Genomic DNA, 21948 nt, shown 5'->3' with positions numbered 1-21948 from the left:
GATGTCTATTCAGTTAAAAAATGGCGCGGGACAGCGGCGGTTTATTCTGGCGCTGTCAGTGCTTACGCTGGCAATATTATTCTGGTTAATCTGGGTATTTGATCAGACACCCGGCACTGATGATGCCTATGTTTATGCTGATACCATAACCATCGCCCCTCAGGTTAACGGGGTGATCATAAAAATGCCGGTGAAAGAGAATGATCTTGTTCGTCAGGGAGATATTTTATTCGAAATAGATCCTCGTCCCTATCACGATGCCTTAATACGCGAAAAGGCAAACCTTGCCCAGCTGGAGCAGCAAATTATTCTTACCCAGCGCGACGTCAGTGCGCAGCAGTTCAATGCACAGGCGGCAGTAAAACGGGTTGATGCCGCCCGCGCTACGGCTGAGCAGGATGCGGCTACCCTGCGACGAATGGACGCGCTGCGCGGACAAAACTACGTTTCCGGGGAATCTCTGGATCAGGCGCGAGCCCGGCAGCGTGCATCGGCGGCGCAGTTACAGTCAGCCAGACTGCAAGCTGAACAGGCTAATGCTGCGGTCAGCAGCGTAGCGGCATTGATTGCGAAACGTGAAGTCATCAAAGCAGATATCTCCACCGCCGAATTTAATCTGGAACATACCGTTATCCGGGCGCCGTTTGAAGGCCGTATCACCTCATTAAAAACCACCAGCGGTCAGTACGTCAGCACAGGACAGGCTGTTTTTACCCTGATTGACAGTAAGAACTGGTACGTGGTGGCAAACTACCGCGAGTCTGAACTTAAACATATTCACAACGGTGACAGCGTCGATGTTTATCTGATGAGTGATACCGGAAAGCATTTTAGCGGAACCGTAGACTCCATTGGATATGGGGTTTATCCCGATGATGGCGGGTCGTTACAGGGTGGTTTACCGAGTGTTGCCCGCAATATTAACTGGGTGCGTGTTGCCCAGCGCTTCCCGGTACGCATTCGCATTACAGCTCCTGACCGTCGGCTTTTCAGAATGGGAACCTCTGCGGTAGTGAAAGTGCATTCCGGCCGTCTGCGACATGAAAGGAAGGGTATTGCAGCATGACAACGCCAGCCATCACCGGCGGAAAAACCAGTGCTCTGCTTCGTTTTTTGCAGCAGGAGTTAAGGGGATTCCCCGGGCGTTATAATGCCATGCTGCGGTATCTGCTTTCTTCCGTCATCGTCATCATCACTTCGCTGACGCTGGGCGTCCCGCAGCTTGCCTATTCTCTGTTGGTGGTTTTTTTTGCCACCCAGAAAAATATTGTATTAACCCGGATGATATTTCCGCTGTTCCTGCTGGTGAATACCGCGGCAGTCGCGGCGGCGATCCTTATCCTGAAATTCACCATTGATGTGCCGATGCTCCGTCTGTTGAGCGTCTCTGTTGCGTTGCTTATTCTGCTGTATCAGATGCGATCTTCCAGAAAATGGGGCTTTCTCTATTTTGCCGTCGCTATCACCATCACCTACGCACAAAGCTTTGTCGATCTCAGTTCAGATGGCGAAATGTTGCTGCGTAACTGTCTGTGGTCGTGGGTGGCCGGCTGTTATGCCACTGTGGTGGCGCATATCGTTAATACGCTGCTGCTGCCGGTGGAGCCGGTCAGACAGTTGCAGCAGGAGCTGGACAGGATCCTGACGGCGACCCGCCGGGCGCTGGAAACAGCAGCTGCAGGCAAGCCGACGACGCCAGTCACGCTGGAAGAGATCCAGACCAGTGTGCTGACGTTACACAGCTGTCTCAAGTTCTCCATCATGCGGTCGCAGCCGTTTCGCGCCAATAAGGAAAAGCACCTCGCCGAAATCGCCACCGCTGAACGGCTTTATTCTGCCTCACGTCAGCTGGCCAGTCTGCACGGCGGCTTAACCGACACGGCCTCCAATCACTGCCGCAAACTGGCCGTCGAGTGCCGTTCCTTTCTTCAGTGTTTGCGGGAAAACCGGCGCTATCTTCCTGAGCCGGCGGATCGGTCGCAAATTGACGCCCTGCCAGCCTGTCTTCAGGAAATGTACAGTGCGCTACGCAGTGTCTCCCTGCTGGACGCACAACGCAGCGAGCCTCAGCAATCAGGCGACACGCTTCCCGCGACTGCCCGGCCGAAAGCAGCGCTTTCATATGACTATATTAAATACGGCATCAAGACATTACTCGCGGTTGCCCTCTGTTATATCTTTTATACCAGCGTCCAGTGGCCTGGCATTCATACCTCGATGCTCACCTGTATCATTGTTGCCGTACCCGGCCTTGGCGCCTCAGTTCATAAAAGCCTGCTGCGGATCGGTGGCTGCCTGGTCGGCAGTCTGCTGGCGTTATTCTGCACAATCTTTATCCTGCCTCACATCGACTCAATAACCGGGCTGCTGCTGATGGTGATACCCGCTATCGCTCTCAGCGGCTGGGTGACGGCCGGCTCCGAGCGAAGCAGCTATGCCGGGGTTCAGATTTTGTTCGCATTTTCGCTGGCCATGTTTGCAAGCTTTTCTCCCCACCCGGACCTGTCTGAGATTCGCGACAGACTGGTGGGTATCTTACTGGGCATTACAGTTTCGACCCTGATACACAGCCTGATCTGGCCGGAAACGGAGGGAAGAACACTGCGTCATGCCCTGGCGGGCTTGTTTGAATCTATGGCGGCAAGAATGAGCCTGGTTGAAGGGAAAACCAACAGCCAGGCGGAAGGCTGGTTTAAACTGGATGCCACACAAAAATTACTGGCCCAGGTGGCGCTCGAACCCAACTGGCGCAGCAACGATAATGAAGATCTGACGCTAGCCTGTCAGACTTTGCTGGGTAAACTGCGTGAGATCCACGTTGCAATTTCCAGGCTGGAAAACGAGTATGCGCGGTCTGCCGGCGATGCTGATCAGCATGAGGCGGTTACGCTTGCCCGTCGTCTGCTGCAGAGTCTGTCAGCCGGGATGACGCGCTATGCCAGGGGATTGCAAAGTGAACCGGGCTGTGCACCGGCTATCGCTACACCGGTAGATCCGCTAATGGCTGATATGCAGCAGAGTGAGGTGGAAAGTGACGCGATCCTGAACAGTCCCCTTCTGCTCAGGACCCGTGAACTGGTCAGCCTCTGCTGCTCTGTGCCTGCCTGGCCGTATGACAACAAACTGAATGTATCCGGAGTGTGATGCTGATGAAGATGGAGATGATCCGCCGTAATGCGGATGAGACCAAAAAGAAACTGTTAGCTGCGGCACGAGATATCCTTGCTGAGGAAGGTTATGTCGCTTTCAGTGAGAATAAAATTTGCGAACTGGCCGGCGTCACTCGTGGTGCCCTGCGTTATCATTTTCCCACTGGCCGATATGATCTCTTAAATGAACTCATCCCCCTGCTTTTACAGCAGATACCGGCCAGCACCACCTCAGACTGTAAGACACGTATCCTGGAGTTAATCCAGTTTATGCAGCAACAGCCGCTGCACAATCCGCTGGTTCTGATCATGGAAATATGGCAGGCGACGTTTGCGGATAAAGATCTGCGGGAGTCAGTGGGACAGACACTCGATCAGCGATTCCAGGTATTTTTCAATGTCAAAACCCTTGAGGAGTTGCCCGAAGAGATTACGCCATACCGGTTAATGTTCTGGGGATCGATTTTGTCGCTGCAATATCATAAAAATAATAATAACGGTTTGCAGACAATCATAGAATTCATGAAAGCGCATTAATACTGTCAGTTGTCGTCTCTCAGCACGTCTGTTTAACAGGCTATAATTCTGTACAGGCCCGAAGGTAGTTTATTCTTATGGGCTTGTCTTTTACTGATACAGACAAACCTATCGATGCCATATTTATTATAAATATTCATGCCTGTGCAGGTTTAATTTTACAGCCCATTATGCAATAGCGAAGAGCCGAAGGATTCAGTCTGTAAATATAACATTTACCGGCCGAATCCTGTTGCTGTGTCGCTATGTCGCATGGAAATGGCAGGCTGTTTTGAATACGTGTACATCAGGGAGCTTAATATGATGGATAAACCTCTTCTTATTGTGATGACCGAAAATAACTGGTTATTTGCGGGTCTGAGTGACCTGTTGCCAGAGATGACCTGCCTGAGGATGGACTATGCTAGCCAACATATGCCACGGGAGGTGAAGAAAGCCCGCAACATCATCGTTGCCGTGGACAGCCTGATATTTTTCCGGGGCGAATGGCTGACGTTCAACAGCCTCCGGGCCTGTCGGGAAGATATTTCTGTGGTCTGGCTGACTCAGGAACATACCGGGCGGGTTTTCCCGGCAACCAGCCGGGGTGACAGGATCCTGTCACAGACAGAGGATATTAGCTCGCTTGCGCAGATGATCAGAGAAATTGCCGAGCAGTCGGTATCCCGGATAAGAGCAGATCGTGTCAGACCGGTCAGCCTGACGCTGACGGAGCGTCGGCTGCTGCCCTTTTTTATCGCCGGTGTCAGTCTGCCGGACCTGTCCAGACAGCTGGGTTGCGCGATAAAAACCCTCTACCACCACCGTCATAGTATCGTGACCAAAGCGGGATTCAGGCAGCCGGTATTTCTGGAGTACGTGTATAAATCTAATCCGGGATTTAGCGGTATATTCAGTCCGGAATCAACCGCGTGGAAAACAATATGGCATGAGGAGCAGAAACAAGGCCTGTCCGTCGATGGATAATCTGGCTTATTACAGGCTTTCGTATTGCGGTAAAGCTTCCCGACCCGCATTCACACCGGCCGGGCAACGACAACTTTCCTGCCTGATTTATTTTCAGCCAACGGAGCAAGTGAAACGGCAGGATAGAGCGGACGACACGACAGACCTGTGCGGGTTTCCAGGTGATGATATTGCTCCGGTAAGGTTTTTGCCAGCCAGGTTTACTGAGGCCGCTGATTGTTACCGGATTAATAACACTGTCGTTCCTCAACGACTATTTTTACAGCGATGACAACCACGTAGATTAGTCGCAGATGAATCGGGTTTGCGCTCTGCGCTACCCGTAAGCTATCCCGCTAACTGACGAGGTCTGAAAATGTCTAAAGTTGTTACCTTTAACCGCACCGGTGGTCCCGAGGTTCTGGAAATTGTTGATGTACCGGTGCCGACACCGGCTGCAGGAGAAGTTCAGATTCGCGTAAAGGCAATAGGTGTTAACCGGGCGGAAATTATGTACCGCACTGGTCAGTATGTGATCGAACCCGAATTCCCGGCGCGTCTGGGTTATGAAGCGGCTGGCGTGGTTGAAGCAGTCGGTGAAAACGTCGACGGTTTTACGCGCGGGGATGCAGTCAGCGTGATCCCGTCGTTCATGTTCAGTGAATACGGCATGTATGGCGAACGGGTTAACGTACCTGTACATGCGGTGGTGAAACACCCAGAAAATCTCTCCTTTGAACAGGCCGCCGCAAGCTGGATGATGTACGTAACCGCTTACGGTGCGCTGGTTGAGTACGGTAATTTACAGGCCGGACAGAATGTCATCATCCGCGCAGCCTCAAGTAGCGTTGGGCTGGCAGCCATTCAGATAGCCAATATGCTGGGCGCAAATCCTGTGGCCCTGACCCGCACCAGCGAGAAGCGTGAGATGCTGATTAAAGCCGGGGCAGCCGCCGTTATCGCCACGGCAGAACATGATATGGTCACTGAAATCAATCGCCTGACGAATGATCAGGGTGCCCATATTGTCTTTGATCCTGTAGGCGGCCCGGACGTGGCAAAGCTGATGCAGGTCATGGCACCCCAGGGACTGTTCTTTCAGTATGGCGCGCTCGATAGCCGTGATATGCAGGTACCGGTGTTCGAACTTCTTGGTAAACACCTCACCCTACGTGGCTATGAGCTGTTCGAAATTACCACCGATCCGGAAAAAATGGCGCGAGCAAAAAGCTTCGTCACCGACGGCCTGCGTTGCGGCAAACTTAAACCGGTAATTGATAAAACATTCAGGTTCGATGAGATTGCTGATGCGCACCGTTATATGGAAGCAAACGGTCAGGTAGGTAAAATCGTTGTCACTGTTGAATAAAGCGTCTGCTGCACGGCTCACCTGCGGGGCCGTGCAGTGACTGCGTCCTTTTAACCAGACGTGCAGGGCCTGACCGGGATCCGGCGGCCATGTTTTTTAATGATTTATCCGCCCAGTCAGAACACAACCCCATATATAAAAAGACGGCAAACAGCCTGGATGCTGATGGCTGTGACAGGTCTGTCTGATGTCAGGACTATGCGAACCAGGATCAAGGTAAACGTGGCGGTCCTTACAGATTTTGAATCTGTAGCCGATCTGACATATTAAAAACTGAAACAATATACAGCTAAACTGATTATAAAATGATTAATGGAGAACGGATGCTTTATGCGAATCCCTGATTATCCCTCCCAGGACTCAGAAAGATGGACACAAGTCGACGCCTGGTTTGCTGAAAAGCTTGCCCCTGAAGATTCAGACTTAAAATATGCGCTCGCCAACAATGCAGAGAAAGGGCTACCGACACACGATGTATCTGCATTACAAGGCAAAATGCTGGCAATGTTCATCCGGATGACACGTGCTGTACAGGTCCTTGAAATTGGTACGCTTGGAGGATACAGCACGATCTGGATGGCAAGAGCGCTACCTCCAACCGGAAGCATAACGACCCTTGAGTTCAATAAGCATCATGCTGAAGTTGCCGGTCAGAATATAGATAAGGCAGGACTTACTGAGCGCGTTAAACTGCTCACGGGTGCTGCACTGGATCTCTTGCCCACGCTTAGCGGCCCCTTTGATCTTATTTTTATTGATGCCGATAAAGTGAATAACCCACATTATCTGGAATGGGTAATCAAACTGTCGAAACCTGGTACGGTTATTGTTGGCGATAACACGGTGCGTGGCGGTAAAGTCCTTGATGCCGATAATGAAGATCCTAACGTAAAAGGGCTCCGCAAGTTTATTCAAATGATATCGAAGGATCAGCGCCTCGAAGCCACCGCCATGCAGACTGTGGGCGAAAAGGGATGGGACGGCTTTGTCATAGCTATCGTTAAGACCCTGTAATTTTAATATCCGCCTGGACAAAACTCATTGATTATCAACCGTAAGCTAACGGATGAGAAATGCTTTGCTTCAGATAAATTGACGACAATAATTTCAACCTTAATCGCCTTGCAGCTTAATCGCGTCGGCGGGTTTAAAGCTATCCGATCCTTTGCAGATTGTTTATCAACAACGCTTCAGCGAGTATTGTCGATAATAACCATCAGGGAGGAAAACTATGAAGATAGCTAATATAGATCATATACATGTCTACGTTGACCATATTGAGCACGCAGAGCGCTGGTATCAAGAGATCCTCGGATTTTCACGCGATAACGCACTCGCCTTCTGGTTCAAACAGGGTGGACCGCTGGTGATAAGAAATCACGGCGCATCGCTTTCTCTTTTCCTCAGAAAATCTCAGCATCCTGGCCATACGATGGCGTTAGGCGTGGAAGCCACCTTTTTCAGCATCCTATTACCCCGCCTCAAACACAATGAAATCACTTTCACCATAAATGACCACGATGTCTCGATGTCGGTGTACTTTAGCGATCTTAGTGACAACAAGATTGAAGTGACCTCTTACGATTACATTCAGGCAAAACAGATACTGAGCAACGTTGCCTGAGAATGTCGCTGTTAGCCCTTTCACACGCACCAGGCCTGCCTCTACTCAGCAGCCAGCAAAAAACAGCGTCGAACAGCTCACCTCCGTTCCAGACACATAGCAGCAGGATGAGGGAAAAATGCCAGGTTTGGTGGAAAATGGACACGGGTCAGATGAGGGTGCGTTAAACTCCGGGGCGCAGGTGAGTCCTGGTCGCCTTTATGTCCGGTGCTAGCAGTATGGCTCTCCTGTGTTTTAATCACGCGAAATCAGCAGAGGGAGCAGGCCATGACGACTTTCTACCAGACTGAAGCCACTACCACTGTCGTCATTGACCTTGCCGTAAAGCCTGACGTCATAATATCTGCTGCTCGCCACGCCTCACGGCGCGAGCAGCATCGCACGGCGTTGCAATGTCGACGTCAAATAATTCTGCTTTGAGGATGCCGTCATGACCCCTTTTCATCAACTGACTGCTACCAGTCTGCGTGGCCAGCCTGTCCCGATGGCCGACTACGCTGGCAAGGTGGTTCTGGTGGTTAATACCGCCAGCCATTGTGGCTTCACGCCGCAATACGCGGGCCTTGAAGCGCTGTATAAGAAATACGCCGATCAGGGTCTGGTGGTGCTTGGTTTTCCCTGTAATCAGTTCGGAAAGCAGGAACCCGGCGGTGCCGATGACATCGCGCAGACCTGCCATATCAACTACGGCGTGAGCTTCCCGATGTTCGGGAAAATAGAGGTTAACGGTGCCGCCGCGCACCCGCTGTTTCGTTACCTGAAAGATGCGTTGCCCGGCGTGCTGGGTGGTCGGATCAAGTGGAACTTCACCAAGTTCCTGATCGGGCGTAACGGCAAACCGCTCAGGCGTTTTGCACCGATCACCCCTCCGCAAAAAATGGAAGCCGCCATTCTGGCTGCACTTGAAACTGACGCAAAACCTTAGTGTCAGACATTCGCCTTTCGGTGCTTGCGTCACGCTGATTCCGGCCGGGTGAGGTTACCGCTCGCGCCTCACGCAAAGCGGACAATGGCAGAGGTAACCCGGCCCAGCGAACGCCTGCTATTGCGTAACGGTTATCGTGTAGCGTCACGGCGAGATAGTTGCCCGACCTTCAGGCAACATAAATCGCTTATCGGGTATCACCTTAACGTTATGCCATGACCTTTTGTTGCCCTGTTCCGTTCTTCCCCCTAATCAGACGTTGCGTCAGTTTCAGATCCTGGCGCACAGGCTTTTCCGTCATCAGGACCGACCGCTTTATGCCCATGCTGAGTGACGAATCTCCTTCAACACTCCTGCCCTGGCTGGCTGGCACAGTATGGTTAGCGACTCAGGGTGGCGTTTAATGCATCAATAGAGGTTTGTAATCCGGCCTCTACGCTCATAGTCAGATCTTCCATTTCCAGCGAGACATCACCGTCATAGCCGGTCATGCGTAACACTGAAAAGAACTCTTTCCACCATTTCAGATCCTGACCGCATCCTACCGCCACATAGTTCCAGCTGCGCGTTTTCGTCGCAGTGACCGGCTGATACTCAAGCAAACCATCAATGTCGGCAAGGCCGCGCTCAATACGCGCATCTTTGCCATGCACGTGGAAAACTGCACCTTCGAGCTTACGGGCAGCGGCGATGGGGTCGGCACCCATCGCTATAAGATGAGACGGATCAAGGTTGATGCCAATCATATCGTCCACCGCATTACGCAGGCGCAGCAGTGTCGAAGGATTGTAAACCAGCTGGGACGGGAACGCCTCGATAGCAATCTGCTCTACACCGTGCTGTCTGGCATGCTGTACAAACTTTTTCCACCAGGGAATGGCGACTTCATTCCACTGATAATCAATCACGCCGGGCATGTAGTCTGGCCAGGAGACAGTGGAAGTTATCCAGTTAGGCACCCGATCATCGGGGCCACCGCCCGGCAGGCCACTCATCATCACAATTTTCTTAACGCCCAGCTTGCCCGCCAGTTCGACCGCCCGGTAGCTGCTTTTAGTATGCTTTTCTCCCAGTTCACCTGGCGCTAATGGATTACCTGAACAGTTAAGGGCGACAATGCGGATTTCACGCTGTGCCAGTTGATGTCTGAATTGTTCGAGCTTCGCTGATGATGCCAGCAGCTCCTCAGTTTTCACGTGCGGACAGGGTGACCAGCCGCCTGCTGTCATCTCAATACCGCTAATACCGTAGCTTTTAACTTTATCCAGCATGGCCGTAAAAGGTAAATCGGCAAGAACATCGGTACATAGTGCGAGTTTCATGATTAAATCCTTCGGCTGTTATTAAGATCAGGCTTTCTCAAACTGTTCGATGAATTGCTGTTTTGTTGTAGCCTTGGCTAATAAGGTCGTTTTCACTTCATCACCCAATAGATTCGCCATACCCGCCAGCACATCAATATGTTCATTTGCTGTCGCCGCGACGGCGACCACAATGAAGACAACCTTGCCGCCTCCCCAGCTTACGCCGTTGGGAAACTGAAAAACCTGGAAGCCGGTTTTAATAACCAGATCGAGGTTCTCCTTTGCACAATGAGGAAACGCAATTCCGGCACCTATATAGGTCGGGACACTCCTTTCCCGGGCCATCATGCCATTAAAAAAACCTGGCTTAACGTAACCCGATTTTTCTAATGCTTCTGCCGCAATCCTTATCGCTTCGGTTTTATCCGCTGCCCGACACTGTAAATGCAATGCCTCTTCCGTCAGTCGTAACATGGTTCAATCCTCACTTAGTTGCGCGCAGGAAAGGGTTAACGATATACAGCCGGCCGTTGCGGAATAAGCACATCATGTTTTTCCCCGTCTTTCAGAGACGCCAGGCCAGCATCGCAGACCAGGGCAACGACATAGCCATCCCAGGAGGAAGGACCGCTCATCTCTTTACCTGAATGAATGTTATCGATGAAGTGCTGCACCTCGCGATCATAGGCTGTGGTAAAGCGTTCCATACAGGACTGAGCGATATGTTGCGCATGCCCCTTTAGCGAACGGGTGGCGATGAGCTGTTGTTCGTTCAACGCAGCAATGGCATTTTCACCGATCACTTCACACCGGATGTCATAACCGTAGTGACAGTTCACAAACAGTTCGTCGTCCACGCGCACCCCTGATTCCGTCTCAAAAATGACAATAAGCGGATCCTGTAAATGTGGCAGCGCACGGCGGGTTTTCTTGCGCGGCTTATCGACCCGAACGGATATGATATTCTCATTCAACAGATAGCGAACAATGTCGATTTCGTGGGTGGCGGAGTCATTAATCGCCATTTCGAGCGTATAACTTTCAGGTACTGAGGGATTACGGTGCGCGCAGTGAATCAGCATGATATCGCCGAGTTCACCGCTATCAATTACCTGCTTCAGCGCCTGATAACCGGGGTCAAAACGGCGCATAAAACCAAGCTGCAGCAGCCGTTTCCCCGCTTTAACCTCAGCATCAATAATTTCTCTGGATTCGTCCGCGGTTGGCGTCAATGGCTTTTCGCAAAATACCGGTTTACCGGCGTTAAAAGCCGCCAGGATCTGTGCTTTATGCGCCGGACCAATTGAACAGATAAATACCGCATCAACCTGATCAGAATTAATCATTGCCTCTGCATCATAAAACGCAGTCGCGTTATATTCACTGGCAATCGCATCGGCAGCAGCGTGGTTAATATCACAGACGGCGGTAACTTTCGCGCCGGTAATAATATCGTTAAAACGTTTCAGGTGGTCGCGGCCAATCATACCCAACCCGATTAATCCGATTTTGACAGTCATTGTTCAATCCTCTATTACAGTGGCGTTAAAAGCGAAATTTCTTTTCAATCTGTTCTAATGTCAGGCCACTGGTTTCGGGCAGATATTTCACCAGCAGGATCAGCATAATGACGTTAGCCGCACCAAAGAAGCCGAAGGTCATTCCACCGCCGTAATGACTTAACAGGTAGGGGAATATCGACTGAATCATGAAATCAAACATCCACAGACCAAATACCGCGAACCCCATGCCTGCGCCTCGCATTCTTAACGGATAGATTTCTGCTAACATCAGCCAGAAAACGGGCGCGATCCAGCCCTGCATAAATACCAGGAAAAGCAGCATCAGGCCGAGAATAATGTAGGGAGCATGCGCAAAATTAGCCTGCAGGCTTTCGCTTCCATTGATGGTTTCGGTATGAAAAAAAAGCTTAAACGCAACGCCAATCAGTACCAGACTGACGGTAACGCCCGCCTGACCGGTAAAGAACATTTTTCGACGAGAGTGTTTACCAATTAACGCGATACCCAGTAACGTCGCCAGTACCGAAATAACGCCGTTAGCTACCGCCCCCGTCACGGCGGCGGCGTCACCAAGGCCGGTCGCTTTAAGAACCGTAGGGGCGTAATACATGATGGTGTTTACACCCGTGACGCGCGTTGCCAGTACAATCATTAAGCCAATCAACACCAGCTGAACCACCCAGCGATGTTTTAATTCGGCGAATAGATTGAATTTCACCTCATCGGCTTTGACTATCTGTTGTATCTCTTTTATTTCGCGTTCCACCTCTTCCGGCAAACGTAACGTTTTGAGGACTTTTCTTGCTTTATCCGTCTCGCCACGCCGGACAAAAAATCGTGGGGATTCCGGCATCATCAGCATTCCAATCCACAATAAGGCGCCAGGAAGTGCCGGTATGGCTAACATAATGCGCCAGTTGTGCTGCATTTCAGGATAGAGATTGACGATGGCGGCATTGACCGAATAGGCAAGGAACTGACCGGTGACAATCATCAGTTCGTTGACCGTAACCATTCTTTCTCGCTGATCGGCACGTGCCAGTTCAGATATATATATTGGTACGGTTACCGAGGCACACCCGACGGCTAATCCCAGAATAAACCGCGCCACTATCATTGACGGCACATCCCATGCAAAGGCAGTCCCTAATGCACCAAAAATAAAAATGATCGCAACCCAAAGCAGGTTTTTTCTGCGCCCCTGTTTATCGGAGAGATAGCCACCAAATAAGGAGCCCAGCGCTGCACCGAATAACAGAAATGAGGTAATAAAACCCTCCTGAGTCGGAGTCAGGTTTAAATCATATTTCATGAAGATCAAGGCACCGGAAATTACGCCCGTATCATAGCCAAAGCACAAACCACCGATGGTAGAAACGATAGTTATCATCCTCATTCTTTGAGGGTTTTGCAGGTGAGTTTTATTGTACATATCTGTTCCATCTGGTTGTAAGGTAAGCCACTGCAAGCCAGTTAATGACCCGCGACAGGCTCATAATATTTAGCTGAATATCAGTGAATATTTTTTAATACAGAGAAACGTTATTTTTTCATGTCTATGAATAAAATATTCGACACACCTTTATCGTTGCCATGAAGTTATATCAAACAGAATTTTAAATACCAGCAACCTTGAGATACTGCATTCTGCCACGTGCGGAGGATCAAAAATTGCGAAGGAAAAACCCTTTTTCAGGTGACGATTGTCACAACCTGTGGTTTATACGTTGACATAGCAAGAATGAAGAGAGTTAAAAACATCTTTATTCACTACCAGCAGATTAGAATAAAGCCTCGTGTTAGCTGGTCTGCTCGTCAAATAATGCGGCACGCTTAGCAATAGCAAATTTCATGACTTTTCATTTTTTTGTCTGTTTAACCCCTGTAATTAGCAGGGTTTTGACAATTCGGCACAGGCTCCCGTTTTTCGCCAGGCCTGGCTACAGTGCGATTTAAACTGTGACGAAGATCAACCTGATATTCAGCTTTACACCGCTGGATCACAACAACCTGCAGTTGCATGCCAAAAAATATTTAAAATATATTATTTATCAGTAAGTTAATTTATTGTAAAAAGCAACATTGATGATTACGGGTTCGCTCAGTAATGTAACAATAGCGATCTGATAACAGGAGCATCCTATGCTGACCTTTTGCCTCAATGAACATTGTTCTTCACGCGGGTTTGAAACCGGTCTGCGACCTCGTCTTACATTTATCTGTAAAGCTGAAGGGAGTGAGGCGGCGATTCCACGGGTGATGCACAAGCACCACGACCGCTTCGAACTCATGTTCATTCGTGGCGGCAGCGGTGTCTATAACATAGACGGCCGGGGTTACAGCGTTAAAAAAGGTGACCTGATAGTGTTTAACGCCAATGTGTTGCATGACGAAACCCCAACAGCAACGGAAGACTTATTGATTTATAGCTGTGGCGTTGAGCAATTGAAAGTAGACGGTTTACCTGTAAATGTTCTCACGCCCCGCACACAGTCGCCGGTAATACCTTGCGGTGAGTTTTATGATGAGATAGGTCAGCTGTTTGATCTGATGTGGTCGCACGTCAGCAGCAAGCAGTTGTACAGCGCTGAAATTGGCAATAATCTGCTGGGCGTCTTGATTTTAATCTGCCGGAATTTATGGCTGGAGCACAAACACGAGCAGGAAACACCTATTATTCTGCTGGGACAGCGCGTTAAAGAGTATATAGATAACCACTATAAGGAAGATATTGCGCTGATGTCTATAGCCACTACGTTGAATATGAATCAGTTTTATTTGTCCCACGCCTTCAAAGACTATTCTGGTTATTCTCCGAAGCAGTATCAGACTCGCCGTCGTATTGGTGAAGCACAAAATTTATTATTAAGTACCGAGTCCGGCATAACTGAAATAGCTAACGCTGTCGGTTACGATAATGTCAATAATTTCCATCGCATATTCCATAACCTTGTCGGCATACCGCCGGCTCGTTATAAAAAATTCTGGCTGACCGGTCAGATTAAAACCTGACCGGATGACAAAATGATCTGCATAGGTCTATTGTTTCCTGCAGCACCGAAATACCTTGACTGGTATGATCAAGAATAAATTTTTACGATGGTGTTCGGTATTAGTGTGGGTGCGATTAGCTGCCGCAGTTCAGCCCCTTTTTTCTGCTATTCCTTGCTGCAGTCTGGCTTTATGAAATAACAATCGCTTCGAGAGTTATATGAATGATCTGTGTGGCGGCATCTCTATAATCACCCCGGCGTTCATAGAGATGCCTGCAAAAGCACAACTTAAGTGGGCAATATAATACACCTCTGGAACAGTTCGTTAATATTAAGTAGGTTTTATCTTTAGTAGCCAGCATACAGAATACAGCACGCAACACCCAATAATAAGTATATGAATGTTGTGTGCTGTACAGAAATTTCAGTTGGATTTTATAGCTCTTGATAAAACGCCTGTTCACCCGACTCAACTATGTTCGGATGATTTCCTGACATACTCATTATGCAGGACCTATAGTACTTTTCACCTCAATACAGTTTTTACGTCATATTCATTACCGACTACAGCGTAAGGCAAAATTCTTTTTCAAAAAGAAAGGACGAAGATAAGCAACAGAATTGGATAGTGGAATGACCTCCTCACTGAGGTTAATGCCCAGTTCTTCACGCAGGTATTTTCTGCGCGTTTCAATACGATTCCACATTGACGGGTAAGCTTTCCGGATATCCTGCTGGAGCTGAGCATCTGCTAGTGCAATACATTCTTCGGCACTGACACCGGTATATCCGGGAACAGACGGAATGATATCAATCTGCATAATCATGCCGCTTTTAAGCTGCTCTGAGGAGCCATAAAAAATGGGGGATGACATCCATTCCTCATCAGAAACGAGGTGCCCCGGATTCAGATGCCAGCCGTAGCGTTCTTTAGGATAAATCTGCTGAATGAGATCGTAAAGCGCGCCGCCGGGCATGCCTATTTTGATATTTTCCAGCCAACCGACAACCGCTGAAAAGTACGGCTTTGCCATGCGTTCCAGATAGTCCTTCTGCGACTCCGGCAATTCACTTTCTTCAGCGATCACAAAGCCAGTACGGCTTGACAATCCACCTTTGAATCCTGTGGTAATCGAAAGCTGATCGCCCGACTGGACCTTTTTATATGTCGGATAAATATTAGCTTTATCAAAACGCTGGCCTGTTGCGGCAATCGTGACTACGGTATTGTACTGACCTTCAGATGCGAGAAGAGCCCCCAATTCTACTTCTCTAATGCCAGGCTCAACAGCGTTGAGGGCGTCAAGAATACAGTTAGATGAAAGGTTGGCACCATACTCATAATGGGCAATTTCATTGGCATTACAGGTTGCTCGTGCCCCGCTGTGGCCGCCAATAAAAAGGTGAACAGCATTTTCCAGCACCGCCTCTTTATTGAGTGTTTTTTTTATTGCATCCACAATAAAGTACGGTAGATCGAAATAATCACGCCCATTTCCGGCGGCTGGCGTAAACATTTTCCAGCCTGCCAGACCCACTTTCTTATTGGTATTGAGACCGGCATTGCTAAAAATGGTTTCCAGTGGTACTTCATTCTCCATGGGCTGGTTTGGCAGGGAAAAGAATGGACTGTGCACCAGTGATACCGGAACACGCGAGAAGCGGGCTAGCTTCAGGTTCTCGTTACCGAGAATCACCGTGCAGTCACCTGATTTATCCAGTAGCAGCAGACCTTCTTCGAAGCGAGGAATGAAGCCGGTCAGATATTCGAAATTCCCCCCGTGCTCCTTGTCTGCATAAATTATCAGAGTATCGAAACCTTCATTCTCCATGCCTTCCAGAATTTTCTCTTTCCGCGCCAGAATTGTTTCATCAGACAGAAAGACAGGTTCAACTTCAGTGAATTTAACAGGTGCAGCTGTCGGCCCGTACTGGATTGCCCTTGAAACCATGTTGTACTACCTCACGTTTAAGTATTTGTCAGTATCAACTCGACGTTATTGTCCTGCAGCGACTGGATAAAACTGCTTTCCGGCAATTCATCTGTCACCAGATAATTGATCCACGATAAATCACAAACTTTGAAGAATCCCGTTGTGTTGATTTTGGTGTGATCTGCAACTGCAATAACGGTTGTGCCCTGCATAACCATCTGCCTTTTGACGAGACCTTCTTCTTCTGTATGAATAAAAAGCCCTTTATCGGAAATGGCGAATACGCCAAGCAAAACGTAATCAACGTGATACTTTTCAATTTTCTGTATGGTTTCGCTTCCGTACAGGAACATTTGTTCTTTATGAAGGTTTCCCGGCAATATTTTGATGTCGCATTTTTTATTTCTAGCCAGCCGGTTCGCATTTGTAAGCGAGTTGGTAACTGCCAGGATATTTTTATCGCTCAGATGCGGAATTACTGTCTCCACTGTGGTGGATGAGTCAAAGATCACGCTGCTGTTATCGTTGATGAGCTCAGCCGCCTTAATGGCGATGCGCTCTTTTACAGGGTTTTGAATCTCAGAACGCTGGCTGTAATCAAAAATAAGGGCATCACGATTGTTGATCACTGCACCACCATGCGTACGTTTGACCACATTCATTTCTTCCAGCCGGATCAGGTCTCTTCTGATCGTATCCTTGGAAACGTCTAGTTTAGATACGAGGCTTTCAATTGATATGCTTTTGTTTTCCTGAATAATTTTCTTAATTTTATTCAATCTTTCTTCAATCAGCATAGGTTATCTCCTTCTGGGTGCTGAAGCTATCATTGACTGCATTAATTTGCAATATAGTGATCATTAATATCTTTTAATCTGCATCATATTGCATTTAAATGCATTGCGAGCTTATAGTGAATTCGACCAACATTAGATTAGTTTTTCATCACCCCCTCTTCTCAAGGCATGCCACTATGGAAAACAACTTGTTCAATTCATTACAAAAAATAGGTAAATCTTTTGTCCTGCCTATTGCCGCTCTGCCGCTGGCTGGCCTTTTGCTCGGCGTAGGATCAACTCTGACAAACCCTGAACGTAGCACGCTGCTGGTCGAAGGAGGCACGCTATTCAAAAATGCGGCTGTTCTGACTGACAGCGGTAACGTTGTGTTTAGCATTTTACCCTTGCTGTTTGCCGTGGCGGTTGCTCTTGGGCTTGCCAGAACCAGCAAAGAGGTTGCTGCGCTTTCTGCACTCATCGCCTATTTTGTGATGAACGCTTCGCTTGCCAGCACTATTAAAAACTTTATGGTTCTGGCGGATCTGCAGAAAACGCCTGGGCTTATAAGTAATTTTCTGAACTTCCAGAATACGATGAATACCAGCGTTCTGGGTGGCGTCATTATGGGGTTGATCGTAGCCTGGTTGCATAACCGGCTTTACAAAATAAAGCTTCCGGAAATCTTCGCTTTCTTCTCTGGCGTTCGCTTTATCCCGATAATATCCTCCGTTGCCGCTATCATCGTCGGCATGCTTCTGGCTTTCATCTGGCCACTCATAGCACATGGCATCGTTATGCTGGGAGAAGGAATCGCCCACATGGGCGCTTTCGGGACATTTTTGTTTGGCTTCATACTCCGTGCACTTATTCCGACTGGGCTGCATCACGTTTTTTATATGCCGTTCTGGCAAACGGCCCTGGGTGGTACTGCTGAGGTAGGTGGTCAGTTGGTTGTAGGTGCTCAGAATATCCTTTTTGCGCAACTGGGCCACGGGGATGTAATCAGCCCGGAAGTCGCCAGGTTCTACTCCGGCAATTACGTAGTTATGATGTTTGGCTTCCCCGCCGCTGCTCTGGCGATGTACCACACCGCTTACTTGCGCAATAAACCCAGGGCAAAGGGGTTGCTGTTCTCTACTGCCGTCACCTCTTTTCTGACCGGAATCACAGAGCCACTTGAATTTTCATTCATGTTTGCTTCGCCGCTGCTCTATTTCGGGATCCATTGCGTGCTGGCTGGCCTGGCATTTGCTGCCGTTAACCTGCTGGATGCCGGTGTGGGTTACACCTTCTCGGGTGGGGTACTGGACTTCTTTATATACGGCATTATTCCGGGCAACGATCGCACGCACTGGATCCCCATCGTGCTTATCGGAGTGGTTTTTGCTGTTCTCTATTATTTTGCCTTCCGTTTCACCATTCAGTGGCTGCATCTGAAAACGCCGGGCCGTGAAGATGCCAATGAAGAAGTGAAACTGCATACAAAGCAGGACTATCTGGACCGGAATAAATCTGCCGAACCAATGCCGGAGCAGACTGACGCCGCTTGCATCAGTGAGAAGACACTGCTCACAGCACAGATTATTGAAGGCCTTGGCGGGCTGGATAACATTGATGAACTGGATAACTGTGCCACGCGGCTTCGTGTGTCTCTTCATTCAGGAGAAAAGGTCGATAAGGAACGGCTTAAGCAGACCGGTGCAGCGGGTGTTTTCGTTGCTGGCAATAATGTTCAGGTTATTTATGGTCTTAACGTGGGCCACATCAAAACCGAACTCGATGAGTACATCAGTTCATTACAGGGGAGCAAATAAATGCAGTTACGTAAGAAGTTATTCATGGTTTCAGGGGGGACTTACGGCAGGCTCGGCAATGCCTATGCCATTCAGCATGATAGAGGCTTTGCTCTGATTGACTGTAGCGTGCCAGGCGCGCAGGAAACCATCTGCAAGAACTTACACTATTGGGGGATCCCGGAAAACGAGATCACGCACGTGCTTCTCACTCATGGCCATGACGATCATGCAGGCTGCGCGGCTTATTTTCAGCTCAGAGGCGCAAAAGTCTGCGTCGGTTCAGCCGACGCCCATATGCTGATTAACGGTAATTTTGGTCCTGATAGTCCGCAGACCAACCATGTCATGCCAGCCTGCCGCCCTGATATTTTGCTGGAGAATGACACCGTCCTTAATGTTGGCGGCCTCAGCATCAAGGTATTTACGATGCGTGGACATACTGATGGCAGCGTAATTTATTATGTTCATCTCGATGAAGATGAAGTGCTCTTTGCTGGTGACATGTTCTTTACGGATGGTGAAAAAGGGGATCAGGCATTCACTGGCTGGAAAGGTGACATGACTTACAGTGGCGAAAAGCTGGGAGAGAGCTTCGCCAGGCTGTGGAAACTTAACCTACGGCCAACCGTGGTTCTGGGTGGTCATGGTATCGCCAGAATCGGGAACGATGCCCATGAAGCCATCAAGGTCGCGTATAAATACTGGCAGTCAAACAACCGCTGAGTAACCTCACTACCTGAATTTCTGATGGTGTCGTCTGTCATGGCAGATGCCATCAGGATTTTCAGGGCTGATGTTTCGACAAAATCATAACAGGCCAGCTTGCATTTCCCAGGTGGATAAGCAGTCTCTGGACAGCGTTAACTCAGCTTAAAAAGATAACAGTCGCTAAAGCGGATTACTTCGCAGTATTCGGTATAGGGCCAGAAGCGGACGATGACATTTCAGACCGCGCTGAAGAGATGTTATGGTTACGGTATTAGCCTATGTCCCTTAATCACCTGAACAAAAATACTATTAGCCTTCCCAAAACATATTGAACGATGTTCGCTACGGCTTTCCCGATGAAGCAAGGATGCTCATCCCGTCTCGAACGCCTTGTGGATATCACTGAAGTCCGGCGCTGGAACTGAAACATATAACGTCGTGGTTATGTGACACTGGCCAACAAAGCTTATGCAGGACATGCACTTCGCAACGCACTGTTACGAGAAAGGAAAAAGCGATTATCCTCCGAAAATAGGATGAAAATTCCTGCGAACGAGGGCTCAACGTTCGCCTGTGATGCTTACCAACGGCAACGCAGCGAAAAGATGTGTAATCGGTTAAAGGACTAGTGGCGTACCGCCACCCGTTATTAAATAATTTAGTGGAATTATCCGATGACGGTAAAACCGGCTGCATCCGTTTCTTTTACAACAGGTCATTAACGGACACAGCCAAGAGTGAGGAGAACGTTTATTTCAGCGGTTCCGCCAGCGTTACGATCCACAACTCGCTGTCCGACTCGGGTTTTTCCAGCGGCTTCAGGCCGATAGTGGTGGCAACCGGCTTATCATCGACCGTCAGCGTCCCCTGCTCGTTCACCCGATAATCCTTGCGCTTCTTACCTTCAACTGGATTTTTCATGACCATTTTCACGCCGAAGTCGTTGTCATTGGCGACTGCCAGCGTTTTATTGTCGATCAGCGCCAGGCCTTCGGCCTTCTCCTGCTGCCAGCCGAGTTGACGTAAATCGACCACCCGCGTTTTAGCGGCAAGCTTAATGCCGCGCTGCGCCAGCGTTTTCTCATCGTCAAACTCCGGGTACTCGTCAGGCTTATCGAATGCGGCCAGATCGGTAGCCCGGCTCAGATCTACTTTATAGATAAGGTTACGCATCGCGTCGTCTTTGCCGCTACCTTGTTCTATCAGCAGGATATGTTGATTGTCGAGCGCCACGATATCGCCAATTTTCGCGTCGTTGTTTTTAGCATAAGCCTCACTGTCGATAGGGTAACCGTACATCGCGGTTTTCCCGGTCGCCGGATCGAAGCTCACCAGGCGGGTAAAGCGCGCCTGCTTTTTACTTTTACCGTTAATATCCAGCGTACTCTGCACCGCAGCGATAATGCGTCCATCCGGCATGCGGGTGAGTCCTTCAAAGCCACGATTTGGCTGACGCCATTTGAGAACGTTCGGCAGACCGCCCGCGATCGATTTTTCCCCTTCCGCGGCCTGCGGCCCGTGCATCGACAGGATCCTGCCGCGCTGATCCACGTTAATCAGGAACGGACCATACTCATCGCACAGCCAGTATCCGCCCTTGCCGTCCGTCGTAATGCCTTCCGTATCCAGACCACGGTTATCGCCATGCAGCACTTTCAACGTATCGCTGAGCGCGACTTCATTAGTTGAGCCGATGACGCCATCCTGTAGCGGCAAGCCGTTCACATTGCCCTTCTCGTCATGCAGCGGCCGGGCATCCGTGGCCTCCGCTTTGCCGTTCTGCACCCGAATCTTCATCAGCAGCGGGGCGAAGTCTGGCGTAACGAAAATTTTCGCCTCCTTTTTACCCATATCAGGCGAGTCGGCATTCGGTCCGCGATCGGTGACGGTTTCGAAGGTGAGCGCGTCGCCCTGCTTGCCGGTAAACAGCAAGCCGGAGCCGATCCCCACCGGCAACCCATTCGGAAAGGCGCTGGCGAACGCGCCGCTGTAGCTTACGCGCGTACCTTCGGGAAAAGTGACGATATAGTGTTGCGGTTGCGCCGCTAGCGTTGATAAAGAGAATCCACAACCGATAACCAGAGGAATAATTTTTCTTTTCATATTGTTAGCATCCATGAGGGGAAGCTAGCATCGTAATTAATAAAAATGACAGTAAAATGATATTCCAGCTTAATACTGGCGGCTAACAGGCTGATTTCACCCCCGTTAGCTGCGGGATAGTGAGGTGATGAGGGTAGCCCAGCTAGTACGGCAAATGGCTTTACCTGTGGCTGAGCTTAACATCATTCAGGTCACGGGTAGTTTGTCGTGTCTTCATGGTGGTATGTCGCCGGACCGGTAAACTACTCTCTTTGCTGAT

At 49.3% G+C, this 21948-nt stretch carries 18 protein-coding genes; 11 read left to right on the top strand and 7 right to left on the bottom strand.

The annotated features are described in order from the left end of the window. The first annotated feature begins 1 nt into the window (after nucleotide 1). The 8 genes from mdtN (at nucleotide 2) to AABB92_RS13105 (ending at nucleotide 8549) form a co-directional block, all read left to right on the top strand. Nucleotides 2-1066, top strand: a complete 1065-nt coding sequence (gene mdtN / locus AABB92_RS13140; protein ID WP_031375201.1) for a multidrug transporter subunit MdtN — start codon at nucleotides 2-4, stop codon at nucleotides 1064-1066. 89 nt (nucleotides 1067-1155) lie between these two features. Then, nucleotides 1156-3144 (top strand): FUSC family protein, encoded by a 1989-nt coding sequence (locus tag AABB92_RS13135; protein ID WP_161797061.1) that lies wholly within the window; start codon nucleotides 1156-1158, stop codon nucleotides 3142-3144. Nucleotides 3145-3149: 5 nt separating this feature from the next. Then, the gene (locus tag AABB92_RS13130; protein WP_161797060.1) at nucleotides 3150-3686 is read left to right on the top strand and encodes a TetR/AcrR family transcriptional regulator; all 537 of its coding nucleotides are present in this window, start codon (nucleotides 3150-3152) and stop codon (nucleotides 3684-3686) included. 300 nt (nucleotides 3687-3986) lie between these two features. Next, complete coding sequence (locus tag AABB92_RS13125) at nucleotides 3987-4652, top strand: helix-turn-helix transcriptional regulator (protein ID WP_069729973.1); 666 nt, start codon at nucleotides 3987-3989, stop codon at nucleotides 4650-4652. A gap of 355 nt (nucleotides 4653-5007) precedes the next feature. Continuing rightward, nucleotides 5008-6000 (top strand): zinc-dependent alcohol dehydrogenase family protein, encoded by a 993-nt coding sequence (locus AABB92_RS13120; protein WP_031375205.1) that lies wholly within the window; start codon nucleotides 5008-5010, stop codon nucleotides 5998-6000. A gap of 330 nt (nucleotides 6001-6330) precedes the next feature. Continuing rightward, nucleotides 6331-7014 carry an O-methyltransferase gene (locus AABB92_RS13115; protein WP_031375206.1) on the top strand — a complete coding sequence of 228 codons (684 nt, stop codon included), beginning with the start codon at nucleotides 6331-6333 and terminating at the stop codon, nucleotides 7012-7014. A 217-nt stretch (nucleotides 7015-7231) separates the two neighbouring features. Beyond that, on the top strand, nucleotides 7232-7624 hold the full coding sequence (locus tag AABB92_RS13110; RefSeq protein ID WP_031375207.1) for a VOC family protein: 393 nt from the start codon (nucleotides 7232-7234) through the stop codon (nucleotides 7622-7624). Between the two features lie 430 nt (nucleotides 7625-8054). Then, entirely contained in the window at nucleotides 8055-8549 is a 495-nt protein-coding gene (locus tag AABB92_RS13105; protein ID WP_031375208.1) for a glutathione peroxidase, read from the top strand. A gap of 380 nt (nucleotides 8550-8929) precedes the next feature. Here the strand turns inward: AABB92_RS13105 and AABB92_RS13100 are convergent, their stop codons facing one another. Genes AABB92_RS13100 through AABB92_RS13085 form a run of 4 tightly spaced genes read right to left on the bottom strand, consistent with a single transcriptional unit; the run spans nucleotide 8930 to nucleotide 12808 of the window. Then, nucleotides 8930-9871, bottom strand: coding sequence for a sugar phosphate isomerase/epimerase family protein (locus AABB92_RS13100; RefSeq protein ID WP_031375209.1), 942 nt, complete (start codon nucleotides 9869-9871; stop codon nucleotides 8930-8932). A 27-nt stretch (nucleotides 9872-9898) separates the two neighbouring features. After that, nucleotides 9899-10327, bottom strand: a complete 429-nt coding sequence (locus AABB92_RS13095; RefSeq protein ID WP_031375210.1) for a PTS mannitol transporter subunit IIA — start codon at nucleotides 10325-10327, stop codon at nucleotides 9899-9901. A gap of 35 nt (nucleotides 10328-10362) precedes the next feature. Beyond that, nucleotides 10363-11373, bottom strand: coding sequence for a Gfo/Idh/MocA family protein (locus tag AABB92_RS13090; protein ID WP_046289529.1), 1011 nt, complete (start codon nucleotides 11371-11373; stop codon nucleotides 10363-10365). A gap of 25 nt (nucleotides 11374-11398) precedes the next feature. After that, the gene (locus AABB92_RS13085; protein ID WP_031375211.1) at nucleotides 11399-12808 is read right to left on the bottom strand and encodes a sugar porter family MFS transporter; all 1410 of its coding nucleotides are present in this window, start codon (nucleotides 12806-12808) and stop codon (nucleotides 11399-11401) included. Nucleotides 12809-13518: 710 nt separating this feature from the next. On the opposite strand from AABB92_RS13085, the gene AABB92_RS13080 reads away from it, so the two are divergent. Continuing rightward, on the top strand, nucleotides 13519-14388 hold the full coding sequence (locus AABB92_RS13080; RefSeq protein WP_089562214.1) for an AraC family transcriptional regulator: 870 nt from the start codon (nucleotides 13519-13521) through the stop codon (nucleotides 14386-14388). Nucleotides 14389-14926: 538 nt separating this feature from the next. Here the strand turns inward: AABB92_RS13080 and AABB92_RS13075 are convergent. Next, on the bottom strand, nucleotides 14927-16321 hold the full coding sequence (locus AABB92_RS13075) for a M24 family metallopeptidase (protein ID WP_031374872.1): 1395 nt from the start codon (nucleotides 16319-16321) through the stop codon (nucleotides 14927-14929). A gap of 17 nt (nucleotides 16322-16338) precedes the next feature. Further along, nucleotides 16339-17100: a DeoR/GlpR family DNA-binding transcription regulator gene (locus AABB92_RS13070; protein WP_031374873.1), complete on the bottom strand. Its 762-nt coding sequence runs from the start codon at nucleotides 17098-17100 to the stop codon at nucleotides 16339-16341. A gap of 176 nt (nucleotides 17101-17276) precedes the next feature. On the opposite strand from AABB92_RS13070, the gene AABB92_RS13065 reads away from it, so the two are divergent. Both AABB92_RS13065 and AABB92_RS13060 read left to right on the top strand, forming a co-directional pair. After that, complete coding sequence (locus AABB92_RS13065; protein WP_031374874.1) at nucleotides 17277-18896, top strand: PTS transporter subunit EIIC; 1620 nt, start codon at nucleotides 17277-17279, stop codon at nucleotides 18894-18896. Next, entirely contained in the window at nucleotides 18897-19601 is a 705-nt protein-coding gene (locus tag AABB92_RS13060) for an MBL fold metallo-hydrolase (protein ID WP_031374875.1), read from the top strand. A 735-nt stretch (nucleotides 19602-20336) separates the two neighbouring features. On the opposite strand, the gene AABB92_RS13055 is transcribed toward AABB92_RS13060, so the two are convergent. Further along, nucleotides 20337-21689 (bottom strand): esterase-like activity of phytase family protein, encoded by a 1353-nt coding sequence (locus tag AABB92_RS13055; protein WP_031374876.1) that lies wholly within the window; start codon nucleotides 21687-21689, stop codon nucleotides 20337-20339. Nucleotides 21690-21948 lie beyond the last annotated feature (259 nt).

The organism is Pantoea brenneri, assembly GCF_038594305.1.
GTDB lineage: Bacteria > Pseudomonadota > Gammaproteobacteria > Enterobacterales > Enterobacteriaceae > Pantoea > Pantoea brenneri.
The sequence above is the reverse complement of the archived record's forward strand: the minus strand, read 5'-3'. Positions and strand labels throughout refer to the sequence as shown.

Coding starts and splice junctions, on each gene's coding strand:
- mdtN (WP_031375201.1), top strand. CDS start 2: ATGTCTATTCAGTTAAAAAATGGCGCGGGACAGCGGCGGTTTATTCTG.
- AABB92_RS13130 (WP_161797060.1), top strand. CDS start 3,150: ATGAAGATGGAGATGATCCGCCGTAATGCGGATGAGACCAAAAAGAAA.
- AABB92_RS13095 (WP_031375210.1), bottom strand. CDS start 10,327: ATGTTACGACTGACGGAAGAGGCATTGCATTTACAGTGTCGGGCAGCG.
- AABB92_RS13080 (WP_089562214.1), top strand. CDS start 13,519: ATGCTGACCTTTTGCCTCAATGAACATTGTTCTTCACGCGGGTTTGAA.
- AABB92_RS13100 (WP_031375209.1), bottom strand. CDS start 9,871: ATGAAACTCGCACTATGTACCGATGTTCTTGCCGATTTACCTTTTACG.
- AABB92_RS13085 (WP_031375211.1), bottom strand. CDS start 12,808: ATGTACAATAAAACTCACCTGCAAAACCCTCAAAGAATGAGGATGATA.
- AABB92_RS13125 (WP_069729973.1), top strand. CDS start 3,987: ATGATGGATAAACCTCTTCTTATTGTGATGACCGAAAATAACTGGTTA.
- AABB92_RS13075 (WP_031374872.1), bottom strand. CDS start 16,321: ATGGTTTCAAGGGCAATCCAGTACGGGCCGACAGCTGCACCTGTTAAA.
- AABB92_RS13120 (WP_031375205.1), top strand. CDS start 5,008: ATGTCTAAAGTTGTTACCTTTAACCGCACCGGTGGTCCCGAGGTTCTG.
- AABB92_RS13135 (WP_161797061.1), top strand. CDS start 1,156: ATGCTGCGGTATCTGCTTTCTTCCGTCATCGTCATCATCACTTCGCTG.
- AABB92_RS13060 (WP_031374875.1), top strand. CDS start 18,897: ATGCAGTTACGTAAGAAGTTATTCATGGTTTCAGGGGGGACTTACGGC.
- AABB92_RS13065 (WP_031374874.1), top strand. CDS start 17,277: ATGGAAAACAACTTGTTCAATTCATTACAAAAAATAGGTAAATCTTTT.
- AABB92_RS13090 (WP_046289529.1), bottom strand. CDS start 11,373: ATGACTGTCAAAATCGGATTAATCGGGTTGGGTATGATTGGCCGCGAC.
- AABB92_RS13070 (WP_031374873.1), bottom strand. CDS start 17,100: ATGCTGATTGAAGAAAGATTGAATAAAATTAAGAAAATTATTCAGGAA.
- AABB92_RS13105 (WP_031375208.1), top strand. CDS start 8,055: ATGACCCCTTTTCATCAACTGACTGCTACCAGTCTGCGTGGCCAGCCT.
- AABB92_RS13055 (WP_031374876.1), bottom strand. CDS start 21,689: ATGAAAAGAAAAATTATTCCTCTGGTTATCGGTTGTGGATTCTCTTTA.
- AABB92_RS13110 (WP_031375207.1), top strand. CDS start 7,232: ATGAAGATAGCTAATATAGATCATATACATGTCTACGTTGACCATATT.
- AABB92_RS13115 (WP_031375206.1), top strand. CDS start 6,331: ATGCGAATCCCTGATTATCCCTCCCAGGACTCAGAAAGATGGACACAA.